Annotated in this window: 16 protein-coding genes; 6 read left to right on the forward strand and 10 right to left on the reverse strand. The window is 74.8% G+C overall.

The window, feature by feature from the left end:
* Positions 1 to 14: 14 nt before the first annotated feature.
* Positions 15 to 1,400, forward strand: coding sequence for a hypothetical protein (locus ACH4K1_RS00435; RefSeq protein WP_398084886.1), 1,386 nt, complete (start codon positions 15 to 17; stop codon positions 1,398 to 1,400).
* Between the two features lie 87 nt (positions 1,401 to 1,487).
* On the opposite strand, the gene ACH4K1_RS00440 is transcribed toward ACH4K1_RS00435, so the two are convergent.
* From ACH4K1_RS00440 to ACH4K1_RS00455, 4 genes are read right to left on the reverse strand one after another with little or no spacing between them, the layout of a single operon-like run.
* The gene (locus ACH4K1_RS00440) at positions 1,488 to 2,477 is read right to left on the reverse strand and encodes an ABC transporter substrate-binding protein (protein WP_398084889.1); all 990 of its coding nucleotides are present in this window, start codon (positions 2,475 to 2,477) and stop codon (positions 1,488 to 1,490) included.
* Positions 2,478 to 2,480: 3 nt separating this feature from the next.
* On the reverse strand, positions 2,481 to 3,491 hold the full coding sequence (locus tag ACH4K1_RS00445; protein WP_398084892.1) for an ABC transporter ATP-binding protein: 1,011 nt from the start codon (positions 3,489 to 3,491) through the stop codon (positions 2,481 to 2,483).
* Positions 3,488 to 4,597: a FecCD family ABC transporter permease gene (locus ACH4K1_RS00450; protein WP_398084895.1), complete on the reverse strand. Its 1,110-nt coding sequence runs from the start codon at positions 4,595 to 4,597 to the stop codon at positions 3,488 to 3,490. Before ACH4K1_RS00450 ends, ACH4K1_RS00445 begins: the two co-directional genes overlap by 4 nt.
* The gene (locus tag ACH4K1_RS00455) at positions 4,594 to 5,652 is read right to left on the reverse strand and encodes a FecCD family ABC transporter permease (RefSeq protein ID WP_398084897.1); all 1,059 of its coding nucleotides are present in this window, start codon (positions 5,650 to 5,652) and stop codon (positions 4,594 to 4,596) included. Before ACH4K1_RS00455 ends, ACH4K1_RS00450 begins: the two co-directional genes overlap by 4 nt.
* 256 nt (positions 5,653 to 5,908) lie before the next feature.
* On the opposite strand from ACH4K1_RS00455, the gene ACH4K1_RS00460 reads away from it, so the two are divergent.
* Complete coding sequence (locus tag ACH4K1_RS00460) at positions 5,909 to 6,574, forward strand: HAD family hydrolase (RefSeq protein ID WP_398084899.1); 666 nt, start codon at positions 5,909 to 5,911, stop codon at positions 6,572 to 6,574.
* A gap of 168 nt (positions 6,575 to 6,742) precedes the next feature.
* Here the strand turns inward: ACH4K1_RS00460 and ACH4K1_RS00465 are convergent, their stop codons facing one another.
* Positions 6,743 to 6,979, reverse strand: coding sequence for a hypothetical protein (locus tag ACH4K1_RS00465; RefSeq protein ID WP_228989595.1), 237 nt, complete (start codon positions 6,977 to 6,979; stop codon positions 6,743 to 6,745).
* A gap of 167 nt (positions 6,980 to 7,146) precedes the next feature.
* Between ACH4K1_RS00465 and ACH4K1_RS00470 the strand changes: the two genes are divergently transcribed.
* Positions 7,147 to 7,530 (forward strand): cold-shock protein, encoded by a 384-nt coding sequence (locus ACH4K1_RS00470; RefSeq protein ID WP_006126557.1) that lies wholly within the window; start codon positions 7,147 to 7,149, stop codon positions 7,528 to 7,530.
* A 126-nt stretch (positions 7,531 to 7,656) separates the two neighbouring features.
* On the opposite strand, the gene ACH4K1_RS00475 is transcribed toward ACH4K1_RS00470, so the two are convergent.
* The 5 genes from ACH4K1_RS00475 to ACH4K1_RS00495 all read right to left on the reverse strand — a co-directional run bounded on the left by ACH4K1_RS00475 (position 7,657) and on the right by ACH4K1_RS00495 (position 11,882).
* A complete protein-coding gene (locus tag ACH4K1_RS00475; RefSeq protein ID WP_398084904.1) occupies positions 7,657 to 8,268 on the reverse strand; it encodes a hypothetical protein in 612 nt (203 codons plus the stop codon).
* 43 nt (positions 8,269 to 8,311) lie between these two features.
* On the reverse strand, positions 8,312 to 9,190 hold the full coding sequence (locus ACH4K1_RS00480; protein ID WP_398084907.1) for a 1,4-dihydroxy-6-naphthoate synthase: 879 nt from the start codon (positions 9,188 to 9,190) through the stop codon (positions 8,312 to 8,314).
* Complete coding sequence (locus ACH4K1_RS00485) at positions 9,180 to 9,875, reverse strand: futalosine hydrolase (protein WP_398084909.1); 696 nt, start codon at positions 9,873 to 9,875, stop codon at positions 9,180 to 9,182. Before ACH4K1_RS00485 ends, ACH4K1_RS00480 begins: the two co-directional genes overlap by 11 nt.
* A 66-nt stretch (positions 9,876 to 9,941) precedes the next feature.
* On the reverse strand, positions 9,942 to 10,418 hold the full coding sequence (locus ACH4K1_RS00490; protein ID WP_398084912.1) for a DUF2771 domain-containing protein: 477 nt from the start codon (positions 10,416 to 10,418) through the stop codon (positions 9,942 to 9,944).
* 27 nt (positions 10,419 to 10,445) lie between these two features.
* Positions 10,446 to 11,882: an MFS transporter gene (locus ACH4K1_RS00495; protein WP_398084914.1), complete on the reverse strand. Its 1,437-nt coding sequence runs from the start codon at positions 11,880 to 11,882 to the stop codon at positions 10,446 to 10,448.
* Between the two features lie 392 nt (positions 11,883 to 12,274).
* Between ACH4K1_RS00495 and ACH4K1_RS00500 the strand changes: the two genes are divergently transcribed.
* The 3 genes from ACH4K1_RS00500 to ACH4K1_RS00510 all read left to right on the forward strand — a co-directional run bounded on the left by ACH4K1_RS00500 (position 12,275) and on the right by ACH4K1_RS00510 (position 17,812).
* Positions 12,275 to 13,207, forward strand: coding sequence for a DUF3027 domain-containing protein (locus ACH4K1_RS00500; RefSeq protein WP_398084917.1), 933 nt, complete (start codon positions 12,275 to 12,277; stop codon positions 13,205 to 13,207).
* Positions 13,208 to 13,552: 345 nt separating this feature from the next.
* Entirely contained in the window at positions 13,553 to 16,762 is a 3,210-nt protein-coding gene (locus ACH4K1_RS00505; protein ID WP_398086527.1) for a sacsin N-terminal ATP-binding-like domain-containing protein, read from the forward strand.
* A 192-nt stretch (positions 16,763 to 16,954) separates the two neighbouring features.
* Positions 16,955 to 17,812: a DUF5707 domain-containing protein gene (locus ACH4K1_RS00510; RefSeq protein ID WP_398084919.1), complete on the forward strand. Its 858-nt coding sequence runs from the start codon at positions 16,955 to 16,957 to the stop codon at positions 17,810 to 17,812.
* Positions 17,813 to 17,864: the final 52 nt, after the last annotated feature.

Here is a 17,864-nt window from a genome sequence, read left to right on the forward strand (position 1 = left end):
GGGGATGCACCGCAGTGGGGATCGAGAGCGACCAGCTCGTCTACGACTACCTGAGCCGGGTCGGCGACCTGGCCCAGCGGCAACAGCTGTCCTCGGCCGCCCGGATGCGGCTCGTCTCGTCGCTCCGGGGCGAGATCGACCGGCAGCGCGGCAGGGCGGGCGCGGACTCCCCGGCGGCCGTGCGGCGCATCATCGGCAGGCTGGGGAGCCCGGACGAACTGGTCGCCGCGGCGGCCGAGTCCGGCGACGGCACGGTTCCGCCGCCGCCCGCCCGGCCCGGCGCGGGGGCGGGAGCGGGCGAGTCGGCACGGCGGAGCCTCCCCCGGCCCCGGAGCGGGCTGCTGCGCAAGGAGCCGGGAGCGCCGAAGGAGCCGGAGGGACGCGGTGAACGGCCGGGCGCCCCGGGGCCGGGGAAGCCGAAAGCCGGTTTCGGGTGGGGCGCGTCGCGCCGTGCCGCCGGGGCCGCCCCGCGGCACGGTGAGCGTCCTGCGGATACGGGCGCGGGCGCGGATACGGGCGCGGGCACGGGCACGGATGCGGGCACGGGGGCTTCCCGCGCCGCCAGGGACGGTGGCGCATCCGTGCCCCCTCCGGCCCCCGCCCGCGACGACGACGGGACGGCGGCCGGGGACGACGGCGTCCCCGTCCGCGCCTGGCCCGACCCTTCCGCCCCGCACATGCTCGGCCAGGATCAGCAGGGGGGCTCCGGCGACGCGACCGACTGGTGGCGGCTGGAGCCGGGGCCCTTCGACGAGGGGACCGCCGTTCCCGGCTTCTTCGGCGGCATCGAGGCCCCGGAGCTGCTCGGGAGGCGGCCGGGGCCCGGCGGGAAGGAGCCGGCGGGCGCGGAGGGGGACGACGAGTCGGCCGACGCGGAAGCCGCCGCCGGGAAGGCCGGAGCCGGGGCCACCGCGGGGAAGGCCGGAGCCGGGGCCGGGAAGGCCGGAGCCGGGGAGGGCACCGCCGTTCGCCGCCGCGCCCTGCGCCTGGTCAAGCTCCGCCGCCGCAAGGCCGCCCCCGCCGTCGCCGAGCCCGCCCTCGCCGAGCCCGGCCCCCGGGGCGGCTTCGCCCACCCGTTGCTGCTCCTGGCCGCCGTCCTGCTCGTCGCCGGTGTGGTCACCGGTTCCTGGCTGCCGCTGGCGGGTGGCTGGCTGATCGCGTACAGCTCGCGCACCCTCTCCCGCAGGGAGGCCAAGTGGGCGGCCCTCGGTCTGCCGGCGGTGGTGGCGGCCGGGGCGCTCGTGTGGGTGTGGGGGCGGATGGACGGGCGCTGGGGCGATGCGATCCGCGAGGGCACGATGCGGGAGGTCATGCTGGGCATGTGGCCGTGGGTGGTCCGCATCGCCGCCGTCGCCTCCGCGCTCTACCTGGTGTGGCGCGCGCGGAGACGGACGGGGTGAGACCCGGCCGCGCGCCGTGGACGGGCGGGTGGCGGCTATGTCCGGGCGGGGGCGGGCGGCGGACTGCCCGGCCCCCGCGCGTGGTGGCTACTTCGTCAGCTTCGTGCGCAGCTCGTCGAGGATCTTGTCGGCCGCCGTGTACCCGATGCCCTGGATCCACAGCTGGTCGTCGACGGCGAAGACCTTGCCGTTCTTCACGGCGTCCATGTTCTTCCACAGGCCGCCGCCGGTGGTCTCCGTCTCCTTGGCCTTCTTCGGGTCGCCGTAGGTCGAGTGGAAGACCACGTCCGCGTCCGCGAGGTCGATCTTCTCGGGGCTGACGTCGTACGAGAACCCGTCCGCGGCCTTGTCGGTGATCGCGGGGCGGCCCAGGCCCACGTCGGCCAGGATCGTGGCGATGTAGTTCTTCTTGCCGTAGATGCGGATGTCCGCGCCCTCGATGAAGCGGACCATGTTGACCTCGGTCCCGGCGGCCTTCGCCTTGCCGCCGAGCGCCTTCGTCACCTCCGCCACGTGGCGGGCGTAGTCGGCGGTGACCTTCTCGGCCTCGTTCTTCTTGCCGAGGGCCTCCGCGTGGAGCTGGAAGTTCTCCTTCCAGGGGTAGCCGGTGTTCTCCGTCATCACGGTCGGCGCGATCTTGGACAGCTCCGCGTACTTGTCGCCGTGCCGGACCTTGCTGGTGAGGATGAGGTCGGGCTTCAGCGCGGCGATGGCCTCCAGGTTCGGGGTCATCATCTGGCCGACGTCCTCGATGCCCGCGACCCGGTCCTCGGGCAGGTAGTTCAGGAACCCGGACTTCACGTCCGCGTGGGTCGAGCCGACCGGCTTCACGCCGAGGGTGAGGGCCGAGTCCAGTTCGGCGGTGTCCAGGACGACCACCCGCTCGGGGGCCTCCTTGACCTTCACGTCGCCCATCGCCGTCTTGACGGTACGGGTGGAGCCGGCCGACCCGGCGTCGGAACCGGAGCGGGAGTCGGAGTCGCCGGACGACGAACCACAGGCGGCCAGGGTCAGCGCGGCGGCCGTCGCCAGGGAGACGGCGGCCAGGGCGCGGGGGCGGGAGCGGTGCGGAGCCATGGGTCAGAGGACCTTTCCGGGAGGGGAGACGGAGGAGGAGGGTGAGCCGGCGGCGGAGCCAGAACCGGTAACGGGAACAGAAGGGGAGCCGGAGCCGGGGCCGGAAGCGTGATCGGTCGCGGGCGCTGCCGGGCCCCGGGGGGCCGCGGGGGACGCCGGGGCCCAGGGCGCGCCCGGTACGACGAGCGGCGAACCCGTCACCGGGTCCGGGACGACCACCGCCTCCAGGCCGAAGACCTCGCGGACCAGGTCGGCGGTGACGATGTCCCCGGGCCGCCCCTCGGCGACGATCCGGCCCTCCTTCATCGCGACCAGGCGATCCGCGTACCGGGCGGCCTGGTTGAGGTCGTGCAGCACGGTGACGACCGTGCGGCCCCGGGTGCCGTCCGCCGCCGGGGAGGCCAGCTGGCGCACCAGGTCCAGGACTTCCACCTGGTGCGCGATGTCGAGGTAGGTCGTCGGCTCGTCGAGCAGCAGCAGGTCGGTGTCCTGGGCCAGCGCCATCGCGATCCACACCCGCTGGCGCTGGCCGCCCGACAGCTCGTCCACCGGCCGGTCGGCGAGCGCCGTCACGTCCGTACGGGCCATGGCGTCGGTCACCGCCCGCTCGTCCTCGTCCGACCACTGCTGCCACCAGCTCTGGTGCGGCTGGCGGCCCCGCGCGACCAGGTCGGAGACGGTGATCGCCTCGGGCGCCACCGGGGTCTGGGGGAGCAGCCCGATGGACCGGGCGATCTGCTTCGTCGGTATCCGCGCCAGCTCCGTGCCGTCCAGCAGGACCGCCCCGCCCTGCGGCTTCAGCAGCCGGCCGAGCGCCCGCAGGGTGGTGGACTTGCCGCAGGCGTTCGGGCCGACGATGACGGTGACCCGGCCGTCGGGCACGGTGAGGTCGAGTTCGCGGACCACGGTGCGGTCCTCGTACGCGAGGGTCAGGGAGCGGGCGGCCAGCCTGCCGCCGGTCCCCGTCTCCGCCCCGGTGCCGGTGCCGGTGCCTGCGTCGGTCGTCGGGCTCATGCGGTGCCTCCACTGCGGCCGCGGTGACCGCGGATGATCAGCCAGATCAGATACGGGGCGCCGACCGCCGCCGTGAGGACTCCCACGGGCAGTTCGGTGGGCGAGAACAGCCTGCGGGCGAGCAGATCGCCGCCGACGACGATCACCGCGCCCAGCAGCGCCGAGGACAGCAGGGGGATCTGCGCGGTCCGGGTCGTGCGCCGGGCGATCTGCGGGGCGAGCAGCGCCACGAAGTCCACCGGACCGGCCGTGCCCGTCGCCACGGAGGCCAGGACCACGCCGAGGGCGACCAGTCCCAGCCGTACGCGCCCCAGCCGCACGCCCAGCGCGGTGGCGGTGTCGTCGTCCATCGTGACGGTGCGCTGCGCCCGGGCCGCCCAGACGACGGCTGGCAGCAGGACCACCAGCGTCCACCCGATCGGGGCGGCCTCGGACCAGCCGCGCCCGTTGAGCGAACCTGTCATCCAGATCTGCGCCTGCTGGGCGACGAGGTAGTCGCCCTTGGTCAGGAACAGTGTGGTCACCGACCGCAGCGCGATGGCGAAACCGATGCCGATGAGGACGAAGCGCGCGGCGTGCAGGCCGCCGCGCCACGCGAAGACGTAGACGAGGGCCGCCGCCGCGATGCCGCCGGCGACGGAGAGGTAGGGCAGGACGGTGTACGAGGTGATGCCGAAGGTCATCGCGCCGACGGTGAGCGCGCTCGCGCCCTGGCTGATGCCGATGATGTCGGGGCTGGCCAGCGGGTTGCGGGCCACCGTCTGGATCAGCGCCCCGGCGATCCCGAACGCGAGGCCGACCAGCAGCCCGACGACCATGCGCGGCAGCCGCAGCGTGCCCACGACCAGCTCGGCCGACGACGGCTGCCCGAGGATCACCTTCACGGCCTCGCCGGGTGCGACGAAGCTCTCCCCGACGCAGAGGTAGGCGACGCAGACGGCGGCCAGCAGGACGGTCAGGGCCGCCGCGACGAGGGAGGCCCGCCGGTGCAGCAGGAACCGGCCCCGCGGCCCGGCCTTCACGACGGCGTACCCGGCGGGCCGGACCCGTACGGGCGCCTCCCGCCCAGGCTTCTCGCGCTTCTCGGGCGCACGCGTGGCGCTCATGCCGGCACCCCCTTCCGGCGTACGAGGGCGACCAGGAACGGCACCCCGATCAGGGCCGTCATCACACCCGCCGGGACCTCGCTCGGCGGGAACACGATCCGGCCGACGACGTCCGAGACCAGCAGCATCACCGGCCCCAGCAGCGCCGCCATGGGCAGCACCCAGCGGTGGTCGCTGCCGACGACGGCGCGGGCGATGTGCGGGACGGCGAGCCCGATGAACGCGATCGGCCCGGCGGCGGCCACCCCGACGCCGGTCAGCACGGTCGCGCCGACCCCGCCGACGATCCGGACCGCGGCGACGTTCTGCCCGAGCCCCTTGGCCACGTCCTCGCCGAGCGCGAGCGCGTCCAGGCCGCGGGCGACGGAGAGCACGAGAACCGCCCCGACCAGGAGGAACGGCCACACCTGCTGGGCGACGTCCGCCTCCCGGCCCGCGATCGAACCGACCTGCCAGAAGCGGAACTCGTCGAGCGCGGACGCCTTCGTCGTGAGCACGCCCATCGTGACCGACACCAGCAGCGCGTTGATCGCCGCGCCGCCGAGCGCGAGCTTCACCGGAGTCGCCCCACCGCGTCCGCGGGCCGCGATGGCGTACACGGCGACCGAGGCGACGGCCGCGCCCGCGAAGGCGAACCACACGTATCCGGTCAGCGTGTGCACCCCGGCGAACGCGATGGCCACCACCACCGCCACCGACGCGCCCTGGCTGATGCCGAGGATGCCGGGGTCGGCGATGGGGTTGCGGGTGATGCCCTGGAGCACCGTGCCCGCGAGCGCCAGCGCCGCACCGACCATCAGGCCGATGAGCGTGCGCGGCACCCGCATCGTGCGGATCACCTGGGCGGCGTCGGAGTCCCCGCCGTGCAGCAGGGCGTCGACCACCTCGCCCGGAGGGATGGAACGCGCCCCCACGGCGAGGCTCAGCAGGACCGCCAGCAGCAGGGCGACGACCGCCGCGGCCGTCGTGGTCGCGCGTCGGGAGAGGCGTGGGGGCCGGGGCGCCCCTGGCGGCGCGGCGGCGGCCCGCACCGGTGCTGATGCTGACGCTGACATCTGATCCCATCGAGAACGGCCCGGACACGGACCCGGCACGTGGGAGAACGAGACGGGCACGAGCCGCATTGGTAAGGCTTGGCTAAGTGCGCGCCTCAGTCTAGGCGGCGGTTTCTCGCCATGGGCGGGGGCTCCGGGGTGGCCTCGCGCACAGGGGGCCGGGGCGGCTTCCGCACGGGCCCCCGCTCGCGGGCTCCGGGCGGCTTCCGCGACCGGGGCTCCGGGCGGCCTGCGGCCGGTCGGCACAATGGCAGGCATGGCTTCCACGGTTCAGCGCCCCGATCGGCATCCGCACGCGCAGCGGCACCCTCTGACGGTCGGCTTCGACCTCGACATGACGCTTGTCGACTCCCGGCCCGGCATCGCCGCCGCCTTCCGCGTCCTGGCCGCGGAGACGGGGGCGTCGATCGACGTGGACCTGGTGGTGAACCGGCTCGGGCCGCCGCTGGAGACGGAGCTGGCGCACTGGTTCCCGGCCGGAGAGGTGCCCGCCGTGGCCGCCCGCTACCGGGAGCTCTACCCCGACCACGCGATAACCCCGAGCACGGCGCTCGCCGGGGCGCGAGAGTCGGTGGCCGCCGTCCGGGCGCTCGGCGGCCGGGCGATCGTCGTCACGGCGAAGCAGGCGGCGCACGCGAAGCTGCACCTGGACCACCTCGGCATCGAACCGGACGCGGTGATCGGCCGGCTGTGGGCGGAGGCCAAGGGCGACGCCCTGCGCGAGCACGGGGCGCAGGTGTACGTCGGCGACCACCTCGGCGACGTGCGCGGGGCACGGGCGGCCGGGGCGCTGTCGGTGGCGGTGACGACCGGGCCGTGCGACGCGACGGAGCTGCGGGCGGCGGGCGCGGACGTGGTGCTGGAGGCGCTGACGGGCTTCCCGGCCTGGCTGGCCTCCTTCGACGCGGCCCGGGCGGGGTGAGGCGGACGCACACGGCCCGGGCGGGGTGAGGCGGGCGTTACGCGGTCCGAGCGGCGTGAGGCGGGCAGGCGTACGCGGTCCGGGCGGCGTGAGAGGACGCACGCGGCCCGGGCGGCGTGAGCGGACGCACGCGGCCCGGACGGCGGGAAGCGGGCGTACGCGGACCGGTTACGGGTTCGCGGCCCGTTTCGGCGAGTTCGCCCAGACCGAGCGCACGACGCCGGCCGCGGCGATCAGGAACCCGACGCCCATCAGCATGGAGACCGCGTACGCGATCGACGGGAACGGGTCCGTGCCCAGGAACAGGGGGGCGACGGTGACCAGGGTGGCCACGGCGCCGATGAAGAAGACGATCGCGCCGACCTGAACAAGCCGATCGCCCGCGCCTGAAGGAGTAGTACTCACCCGACCAGGGTAGTTCCCAGCCCTGAGGAACTCTCCGGCGACGTCTTGTCACCGGCCCCAGGGCCATTAGCCTGGGACCGAGCGGGCCACGGTGACCCGCTGCTTTGCTATCCGGAGCCGTACCCCGGCTCTCCCGCACACCGACGAGTACGAGGACGAGGACAGACGTGCCCACCGGCAAGGTCAAGTGGTTCAACAGCGAGAAGGGCTTCGGCTTTCTCTCCCGCGACGACGGCGGCGACGTCTTCGTCCACTCGTCGGTACTCCCTGCCGGAGTCGACGCACTCAAGCCGGGCCAGCGCGTGGAGTTCGGCGTGGTCGCGGGCCAGCGCGGCGACCAGGCCCTCTCCGTGGTGGTCCTCGATCCCACCCCCTCCGTCGCGGCCGCGCAGCGCCGCAAGCCGGACGAGCTGGCGTCGATCGTCCAGGACCTGACGACGGTCCTGGAGAACATCACCCCGCAGCTGGAGCGCGGCCGCTACCCGGACAAGGCGGCCGGTGCGAAGATCGCGGGGCTGCTGAGGGCGGTCGCGGACCAGCTCGACGTGTAGACGTACGGACGTGCGGCGCGGCCGGGGCCGAGCCCGGCGGGAAGGCCCGGGCACGGGCACGGCCGCCGGCCCGGGCACGACCGCCCGGCCCGGTTCCGGCCGCCGCCCGCCCCCCGCCCCGTCGCGTCACGCCTGGCTCTCCGCCCAGAGCCGGGCCGACCGTCCCAGGGCCGCGCGCACCGCGCCCGAGCGGGTCAGGGGCGCACGGTCGATCCCGGCGAACAGCACGACGAGGGAGATGTCCGCCGCCACGGCCCGGCCCGACGTGCGGACCGCCAGCCGCCTGCCGCCGCCGAACCCCGACAGCTTCGCCGTGAGCGTGACCCCGGGGTCCTCGTCATCGGCGCGCCGGACCAGGACGAACCGCTTCCGGTTCACCGCCCGCAGCAGATAGTGGTCGCCGCCGTACCGGAAGCGCAGGGCACGGGCGCGGTGCGTCAGGCCGAAGCGGTTGCGCCGCAGGTAGACCATGGCGTCGCCGACCCGGAGCGTCGAACCGTTGAGGGTCGGCAGGTCGGTGGCGTCCGTGTGGATGCCGCGGGTCTCGAACACCGCCGTGGGTATCGAGGGGCCGCGCACCTCCGAGACCACGCTGCCCGGCGTGTGGTTGAGGGGCAGCGGCGCGGTGAGCACGACCTCCCCGAACTCCGGCACCGTGCCCCGGAGGCCGGAGCGCCGTTCGTGGGTGCGGCCCTCCTTCCAGAACTCCAGCGTGAACGGGCCGATCGAGGTGTGCACCGGGGTCGTCCTTCCCGGCGGCCGGGAGCCGGCCGCGCGTCGCTCAGGGAAACGCCAGCGCGTCCGGGCTCAGCGGCGGGACCAGGCCCTCGGCCGCCGCGCGGGTCAGCAGGCCCCGGACCGCCGCGTAGCCCTCGTCCCCGAGGTCGGCGGTGAACTCGTTCACGTACAGCCCGATGTGCTGGTCCGCGACGGCCGGGTCCATCTCCTGGGCGTGCTCCAGGACGTACGGTCGGGAGACCTCCGGGTGGTCCCAGGCCAGCCGGACCGAGCCGCGCACGGAGTCGGCCAGGCGGCGCAGCGTCTCCTCGCCCAGGGAGCGCTTGGCGATGATCGCGCCGAGCGGGATCGGGAGGCCGGTCGTGTCCTCCCAGTGGCGGCCCATGTCGGCGAGGTTGTGCAGCCCGAAGTTCCGGTACGTGAAGCGGGCCTCGTGGATGACCAGGCCCGCGTCCACCCTGCCGTCCCGGACGGCGGGCATGATCGCGTCGAACGGCATGACGACGATCTCGCCGACCCCGCCCGGGACCATGTCCGCGGCCCAGAGCCGGAACAGCAGGTACGCCGTCGAGCGCTCGCTCGGCACGGCGACCCTCCGGCCGGTCAGGTCGAGCCCCGGCTCCCTGGTGAGGACCAGCGGGCCGCAGCCCCGGCCCAGCGCCCCGCCGCACGGCAGCAGCGCGTACTCGTCGAGCACCCACGGCAGCACGGCGTACGACACCTTCAGGACGTCCAGCTCGCCGCGTTCGGCCATGCCGTTGGTGAGGTCGATGTCGGCGAAGGTCACGTCCAGCGCGGGCGCGCCGGGCACCCGGCCGTGCGCCCAGGCGTCGAAGACGAACGTGTCGTTGGGGCAGGGCGAGTACGCGATCCGGATCGCGTCCCCGGACGGGCTGCCGCCGGGCGCGGTTTCAGTGGTCATGCCGGTTCCAACCTTCCAGTACGGGGGCGCTCTTCCCGAACGCGTCCGTGAGCGCCGCCAGCGCGTCGCCGATGCGCCAGGCGTCCCGGTCTCGGGGGCCGACGGCGTTCGAGACGGCCCGCAGCTCCAGTACGGGCACGTCGGCGCGGGCGGCGGCCTCCGCGACCCCGAAGCCCTCCATCGCCTCGACCAGCGCCCCCGGATGCGCGGCGAGCAGGGCCCCGGCGCGTTCGGCGGAGCCGGTCGCGGTGGAGACGGTCAGGACGGGGCCGGCGGCGGCGCCGGTGGCGGCCGCCACCTCCCGTACGAGCGCGGGCGGCGGGGTGAAGCGGTCCCGTCCGAAACCGAGCGCGGTGACCGGGAGGAAGCCCTCGGGGGACTCGGCGCCCAGGTCGGCGGCGACGATGTCGCTCGCCACGACCGGAGTGCCGAGCGGGGTCAGCGGGGTGAACGCCCCGCCGATGCCGGCCGAGACGACGAGGCCGTACGGGGTGGGGGCGCAGGCCAGGGCGAACGCGGTGGCCGCCGCGGCGGCGGCCGGGCCGGCACCGCCCGCCAGCACGTCGAACGCCCCGCTGCGGTGCAGCTCGGCCCCCGGCGCCGCCACCGCCTCCGGGACGCCCCCGAACGCACGCGTGACCGCGTCCCGTTCCACCGGGACAGCGGTCACGACCAGCACACGCACGGATTCAGCCTCAGGGTCGAGGACGGGGAGGACGCTCGGCGGACCGGTCCTGCCCGGCCCGGCCGGTCAGTCCTTCTTGAGCTCGAACTGCCAGATGCCCGTGAGCTTCTTGCCCTTGGTCTCCACGATGGAGATGGTCGTCTTCTCGGCGGGCTTGCCCGTCTGGCTGGCGAAGAAGGCGCTGCCGGGGATGGTCCGGTAGGTCTTGTCGTACGGCTCCTGCTCGGCCTGCTGGCCGTTGATGAAGAGCGTCCAGCCGTTCTCGGCGATCTCGGGGTCGACGCCGAAGCGGACCTTGTCGTCCATGGCGACCGTGACGGACTTCTCGGCCTTCTTGTTCAGGCAGTCCTGGACGAGGGATTCCTTGATCGCCTCCCCGTCGTTGTAGCAGGTGGCCTCGGTGTTCACCGAGTCGCTGCCGACCGTCACGGTGGCGAGCGGCGTCGGCTTGTCGCAGGCGGACAGGACAAGGAGTCCCGCGGACACGGCACCAAGAGCTACGCCGATTCGACGGCCCTTACCGGAGAAGAACGCAACGGTCATGGGCCGAAGGCTATCGGTCGCTTCCGTTCACGCCGCGCGGGGGTGCGGCGTGCCGCGCCGCGCGGCCCCCAGGAGGCCCCGTACGGAGGCCGCCGCGCCGAGCGCCAGAAGGCCCGCGGCGACCGACATGCCGAGCACCGCGTTGAGCGGCAGGGCGATCCCGATGCCGCCGCCGACCACCCAGGCCATCTGGAGCAACGTCTCCGACCGCGCGAACGCCGACGTGCGGACCTCCTCCGGCACGTCCCGCTGGATCATCGCGTCGAGCGACAGCTTGGAGAGGGCCTGGGTGAACCCGGCGACCGCGCCGAGGGCGGCGACCAGGGCGGTGGAGAAGAAGACCGTGGCCAGGACCGCGGTGCCCAGCGCCAGCCCCAGCACCGTGGCGATGATGACCTCGGGGCCGCGCGCCCTGAGCCAGGAGCCCACCGCCGTACCGCAGGCGTTGCCCGCCCCGGCCGCCACGCCGACGATGCCGAGCGAGACCGCCGCGCTCTGCCCGGCCAGCGGGTGCTCGCGCAGCAGGAAGGCCAGGAAGAAGATGAGGAAGCCGGAGAGGGCCCGGTGGGCGGCGTTGGCCTGGAGCCCGTGCAGGACGGACCCGCCGACGGACCGCAGGCCCGGTGGCCGCTCCTTGGCCGGTTTCCGCCCGTTGCCCTTCCTGTACAGGCCCGCCCGGGTGCTGCCCTTCCCGGGGGCGGGGCGCGGGGCGGGCTGCTCGTGGTGCGGGTCGATCAGCCGCGCCCGGCGCTCGCCCTTCGCGGAGTCGACCTTGGGCGGCAGGGTGAAGGCGAGGAAGGTGCCCGCGACGAAGATCGCGCAGGCCCCGTAGAGCGGCCAGGCGGAGCCGACGGTCTGGAGGCCGGCCCCGATCGGGGCCGCCACCCCCGTGGCCAGCAGCCCCGCCAGGGTGACCCGGGAGTTCGCCTTCACCAGGGAGAACCCGGGGGGCAGCAGGCGCGGCACGACCGCGCTGCGCACCACGCCGTACGCCTTCGAGCAGACCAGGACGCCCAGTGCGGCCGGATACAGCTCCAGGCCGCCCGTGGCGACCGCACCCGACATGGTGATCGCGAGCAGCGCACGGGCCAGCATCGCCCCGGCCATCGCGGCTCGGCGGCCGTGCGGCAGCCGGTCCAGCAGCGGGCCGACCACCGGGGCGAGGAGGGTGAAGGGGGCCATCGTGATGGCGAGGTAGAGCGCGACCCGGCCGCGCGCCTCGTCCGTGGGGACGGAGAAGAAGACCGTGGAGGCCAGGGCGACCGTGATCATGACGTCGCCCGCGCCGTTCACCGCGTGCAGCTCGATCAGTTTGCCGAGGCCCGACTCGCCCGCCCCGTGGGCGTGCGTCGCCTTGCGGATGGAGCGCGCCGTGCCGGTGAACGGGGCGCGCAGAGCACGCCCGGTCGCCCGTCCCGCCCTGCGGAGCGGGCCGGGGCCGTCGTGCGACCTGGTGCCAGCCACCTCGTCATAGTGCCCCAACCCCGGCAGGTTCGAACGGTGATCGGCCGCGGACTCGCACGGGGCGCTCCGGCCGACGCCCTGTCGGGGGAGCGGGGCGCCGGCGTCCGCCGGGGAACGGATACGGCACGTTTGGGACGGGCAGGTGGGCGCGGAGCGGCGGAGAGGGTAGCGTGCTTAACGCGCCACCGGCGTTTGTTCTTGGCCGCACGCTCTCCGCGATCCCGCAGAATGGATGGCAGAAGGCGCGCCCGAGGCAGGCACACCGGGTGTGGACGTCGACGCGGCCCCCAGGTCCGCTCCGCCCCGACCCGTCTGGCTTGTCCGGCCGCAACGACAATCGTCCAGCAGCTGGCGCGCTCGTGAGACTGGCGTATGGAGAGAAGCGAAGACCTGTGAGTGCTGCGACGACGACGCGAAGCCGTACGGCCCGTCCCCCCGTTCCCGACCGTCTGTGCGCCGAGGCGGTGGACCTCGCACGCGAGGCCGCCGAGGAGGCCGCCGCACCCGGTGTGGTCGGTGAGCATGTCGGCGTGGTCTCCGAGGGGGACCGCGTCGTCACGCACTACTTCGAGGCCAAGGAGCCCGGTTACCGGGGCTGGCGCTGGGCGGTGACGGTGGCGCGGGCCTCCCGCGCGAAGAACGTCACCCTGGACGAAACGGTGCTGCTGCCGGGGGCGGACGCGCTCCTCGCGCCGGAGTGGGTGCCGTGGAGCGAGCGGCTGCGCCCCGGCGACATGGGCCCCGGCGACCTGCTGCCCACCGAGGCGGAGGACCTGCGGCTGGAGCCCGGCTGGAGCGGCGAGGACGAGCCGCCGCCGAACTCCCTGGTCTCCGAGGAGATGGCGCAGCTCGTCGACGCGGAGGACGCCGAGCTGACCGCCCGGCCGGTGGCCGCGACCAGCCGGGGTTCGATCGCCGCGGTGGCCGAGGAGCTGGGCACGCGCCGGGCGCGGGTGCTGTCCCGGTACGGGCTGATGGAGGCCGCCGACCGGTGGGACGAGGCCTTCGGCCCGCGGACGCCGATGGCGCAGGCGGCCCCGGCGACCTGTGTGAGCTGCGCGTTCCTGATCCCGATGGCGGGGTCGCTGAAGCAGGCGTTCGGGGTGTGCGCGAACGAGTTCGGCCCGGCGGACGGCCATGTGGTGTCGTTGGCGTACGGGTGCGGCGGGCACTCGGAGGCCGCGGTGATGCCCACCCCGCCGAAGCCGGCGCCGCACGCGCTGGACACGATGCGGGTGGACGCGTACACGCTGCGGGCGGAGCGGGGCGGCGGCTCGGTCCCGGACGAGCCGGACGGTTCGTCGGAGGACCTGGGCCACTCCTGATGCTCCTGACCGCCGGGGGCCCGGGCGTGCGGCGCCCGGGGACCGCCGGGGGCCGTAGGTAGCGGGATGCCGGGGCCCCGCCTGTGCGCCGCCCGCCCCGCCGGGGGTTCCGTCCTCGGACGCCGCACGCGCTTGAAACGCCCCCGGGGGTTCCGTCCTCGGACGCCGGACAGGCCGGATCGCCCTGGGCGCCGTGAGCGCCGGGCCGGCCGGAAAGGCCAGGGTCACCGAGCAGCGGGCGGGCGTCGTACGCCCTCGGTGCGGCACGCGCGGTACCTTCGGGCGCACACTGGGCCGCAGGGGCACCACGGCCTCCCCTCACCGAACGGAGTCGAGAGCGTGAGCATGAAGGCGACCGAGGGGGCCGATCCGTTCGGGACGGCACGGCTGCGGCGCGGCGTGCTCGACGCGTGGGGCGCCGGGCCCGCCCGGTTCCGGGAGGACGCCAACGCCGAGGAGGACCTCGCGCTCGGCGGCTACCGCGACCGGCTCGTCGTCGAGCTGGCCCAGAACGCCGCCGACGCCGCCGCCCGCGCCGGCGTGCCGGGCCGGCTCCGCCTCACTCTGCACCCCGCCGCCCCCGGCGACCCGGACGGACGCTGCGTCCTGGCCGCCGCCAACACCGGGGCCCCGCTCGACGCCACCGGCGTGGAGTCCCTGTCCACCCTGCGGGCCTCCGCCAAGCGCGAGGGCCACGAGTCCGCCGTGGGCCGCTTCGGCGTCGGGTTCGCCGCCGTCCTCGCGGTCAGCGACGAGCCGGCCGTCCTCGGCGTCCACGGCGGGGTCCGCTGGTCGCTGGCCGAGGCGCGCGAGCTGGCCCGCCAGGCCGCCGTGGGCTCCCCCGGCCTCGGTGACGAACTGCGCCGCCGCGACGGGCACGTACCGCTGCTGCGGCTGCCGCTGCCCGCCGAGGGCTCGGCACCCCAGGGGTACGACACCGTCGTCGTGCTGCCGCTGCGCGACGGCACCGCCGAGGACCTGGCGACCCGGCTGCTGGCCGCCGTGGACGACGCGCTGCTGCTCACGCTGCCCGGCCTGGACGAGGTCGTCGTCGAGACCCCGGACGGGACGCGGACCCTGACCCGCTCGGTCCACGGCCCGTACACGCACATCGACGACTCCGCGCGCGGCCTGAACCGCTGGCGCACCGTCTTCCGCCACGGGCCCGTCGGGCCCGCCCTGCTCGCCGACCGCCCGGTCGAGGAGCGGCTGCGCCCGCACTGGTCGGTGACCTGGGCGGTCCCGGTCGACGAGGAGGGCGCCCCGCTCCGCCCCCGTACGACCCCCGTCGTGCACGCCCCGACGCCGACCGACGAACCCCTCGGCGTCCCCGCCCTGCTCATCGCCTCCTTCCCGCTGGACACCGCCCGCAGGCACCCCGCGCCGGGGCCGCTCACCGACTTCCTGGTGGAGCGGGCGGCCGACGCCTACGCCGAGCTGCTGGGCGGCTGGCGGCCGGTGTCGACCGGGACCATCGACCTGGTGCCCGGCCGGCTCGGCAAGGGCGCCCTCGACGGGGCCCTGCGCGCGGCGGTCCTGGACCGGCTGCCCCGGGTCGCGTTCCTGGAGCCCGCCGCCCCCCGCGACCCCGAGGCCGACCGGGAGGGCTGGGCGGGCGACTGGGAACAGGACCGCGACCGGGTGGAGGAGACCGCCTCCGCCCTGCGGCCCGTGGAGGCCGAGGTCGTCGAAGGCGTCGGGGCCGAGACCGTACGGGTGCTCGCCGAGGTGCTGCCCTGCCTGCTGCCCGCCGGACTGGAGCGGCGCACCGAACTGCGCACCCTCGGGGTGGCCCGCGTCCCGCTGACCGAGGCGATCGACCGCCTCGCCGGACTGGAGCGCGACCCCGCCTGGTGGCGCCGGCTCTACGACAGCCTGGCGGGCACCGACCCCGACCGGCTCACCGGCCTCCCCGTCCCGCTGGCGGGCGACCCGGAGGACGAGCGGACGGGCCGCCCGCCGCGCACCGTGATCGGGCCGCGCCAGATCCTGCTGCCCCTCCCGGACGCGCTCACCGGCCCCCTGCTCGCCCGGCTCTCCCGGCTCGGCCTCAAGGTCGCCCACCCGGACGCCGCCCACCCCCTGCTGGAGAAGCTCGGAGCCCTGCCCGCCACCCCCCGCGCCGTACTGACGACGCCTCAGGTGCGGGCGGCCGTCGCGGGATCGCTCGACGCGGGCGAGATCTGGGACGAGGACGCGCTCGACGCCGACGAGCTGGCGGAGACCGTCCTCACCCTGGTGCGCGACGCCGAACTCGGCCCCGGCGACGAGCCCTGGCTCGGTGCGCTCGCCCTCCCCGACGAGGACGGCGAACCGACTCCGGCGGGTGAACTCGTCCTGCCCGCAAGCCCGTTCGCGCAGGTCATGCGCGAGGGCGAACTGGGGTTCGTCGACCAGGAGCTGGCCGACCGATGGGGCGAAGGCCCGCTCACCGCCTGCGGGGTGCTCGCCACCTTCGCTCTCGTGCGGGCCACCGACGTCGTCCTCGACCCGGACGAACTGGAGCCCCGCGACGGCGACTTCGCCGAACCCGACGACGCCGGACTGCTGGACGCCGTCGACGTGTGGTGCGAGGACCTGCTCGACCAGCTGCCCGAGACCCCGGTGCCGCCCGTCGCCACCGAGCTCGTCGCCGTACGGGACCTGGACCTGGTGGACGACGACGCCTGGCCGCAGGCGCTCGCGCTGCTGGCGCAGCCGCCGTTGCGCGACGCGCTGACCCAGCCGGTACGGGTGCTCCTCCCGGACGGCACCACGCAGTCCGTGCGCCCGTACACCGCGTGGTGGCTGCGCGACCACCCCGTGCTGGACGGCCGCCGCCCGGCCGGACTGCGCGCCGCGGGCGGCGACCCCCGGCTGGCCGGGTTGTACGACGCGGTGGACGCCACCGGCTTCGAGGACACCGAGGTGCTGCGGGCCCTCGGCGTGCGGACCTCGGTGGACGCCCTCCTGGACGAGCCGGGCGGCGCGGCCGAACTGCTGGGCCGCCTCGCCGACGAGGACCGCCCCGTCACCCCCGTACACCTGCACGCGCTCTACACGGCGCTGGCCGGACTGGACCCGGACCGGGTGACGCTGCCGGACGAGCTGCGGGCGGTGGTGGACGGCGAGGTGACCGTGGTCGACGCGGCCGACGCCGTGATCGCGGACGCCCCCGACGTGCTGCCGCTCGCCGAGGGCCTGCCCCTGCTCCCGGTCGCCCCGTCCCACGCCGCCGACCTGGCCGACCTGCTCCAGGTGCGCCGCCTCGGGGAGACGGTCGAGGCGGACGTCACCAGTGAGGGCGAGGAGCACCGCGTACCGGAGTCCGTCCGCGTCCTGCTCGGCGCCCGCACCCCGGACACGTACGTCGAGCACGCCGAACTGCGCGCGGGCGGCGTCGAACTGGACTGGCGCCGCACCCCGGACGGCACCGTCCACGCCGCCACCCTGGAAGGCGTCGCGGCCGGCCTGGCCTGGGCGGCGGGCCAGTGGCCCCGCCGCTTCGAGGTCGCGGCCCTGCTGGAGGACCCGTCCCGGACGGAGGAACTGGCCCGGGACCGCTGGTTCGACTGACCGGCCGCCGGGAGGGGGCCGGGGCCGGGCGGGACGTGGATCAGGGACTTCACAGAAAAGTCATGGACGTGTACAACCGTTCACCTGGTTCGCATGTCTGTTCCAGTGAGCCAAGAGGCTCATGGATCAGATGGGCCCCGCCGGGCTGACGACGCAAGCGCGCCCCGGGGCCCCTTCTCCACTTGGGGACACATGCGTATTCGTGCCACCGTGGCCGCCGTCACCGGCGCCCTGGCCCTTTCCGCTTTCGCAGTACCGGCCGCTCAGGCCGATGACGGTCGCTCCTGGAACCCGGAGAGCGGCTTCACCGCCATCCAGCCCTCGGCCGGGGAGAAGTCGCAGCGCGCCTTCGCCGCCACCGAGTACGGCAACGGCACGATCACCTCGGCGGTCGTCAACGGCGGCAAGCCGATTCCGGTCGGCACCAAGTCGAAGCAGACGGTGCCTTACACCGTGACGGCCACCGACGACTCCGGCATCGCCGGGGCCGCCGCGTTCATCTGGATCGGCTCGTCCCTCGACGACGAGGACAGCTTCGGCTTCGACCCGAACGAGAAGTCGATCTCCTGCAAGGTGGTCAACGCCACCACCACGACCTGCAAGGGCACCATCACCCTCGACCCCGCCTTCCTGATCAACTCGGACGCGACCTGGTGGCGCGTCGGCGCCGTCGCCGTCGCCAACGACGAAGAGGAGGTCTTGCGGGAGACCGCCTCCAAGGTCCGCGTCCAGCGGTTCTCCAAGCTGACCGTGAACGCCTCGCCGGAGCCGGTGAAGAAGGGCAAGACCATCACGGTCACCGGCAAGCTGACCCGTGCGAACTGGGAGACCGGCACGTACAAGGGCTACAGCGGCCAGTCCGTGAAGCTCCAGTTCAAGAAGAAGGGCGCCACGAGCTACACGACGGTCAAGACCGTCAAGACCAGCTCGACCGGCACCCTGAAGACCACCGTCAAGGCCTCGGCCGACGGCACGTGGCGCTACAGCTTCGCCGGCACGCCGAGCACCCCGGCGGTCTCGGCCAAGGGCGACTACCTCGACGTGAAGTAGTACCGGCTTACGGAAGCCCCCGGGAGGACGACCGTCCTCCCGGGGGCTTCCC

Origin of the sequence: Streptomyces sp. NPDC017448 (assembly GCF_044330565.1) — a bacterium.
Lineage (GTDB): Bacteria > Actinomycetota > Actinomycetes > Streptomycetales > Streptomycetaceae > Streptomyces.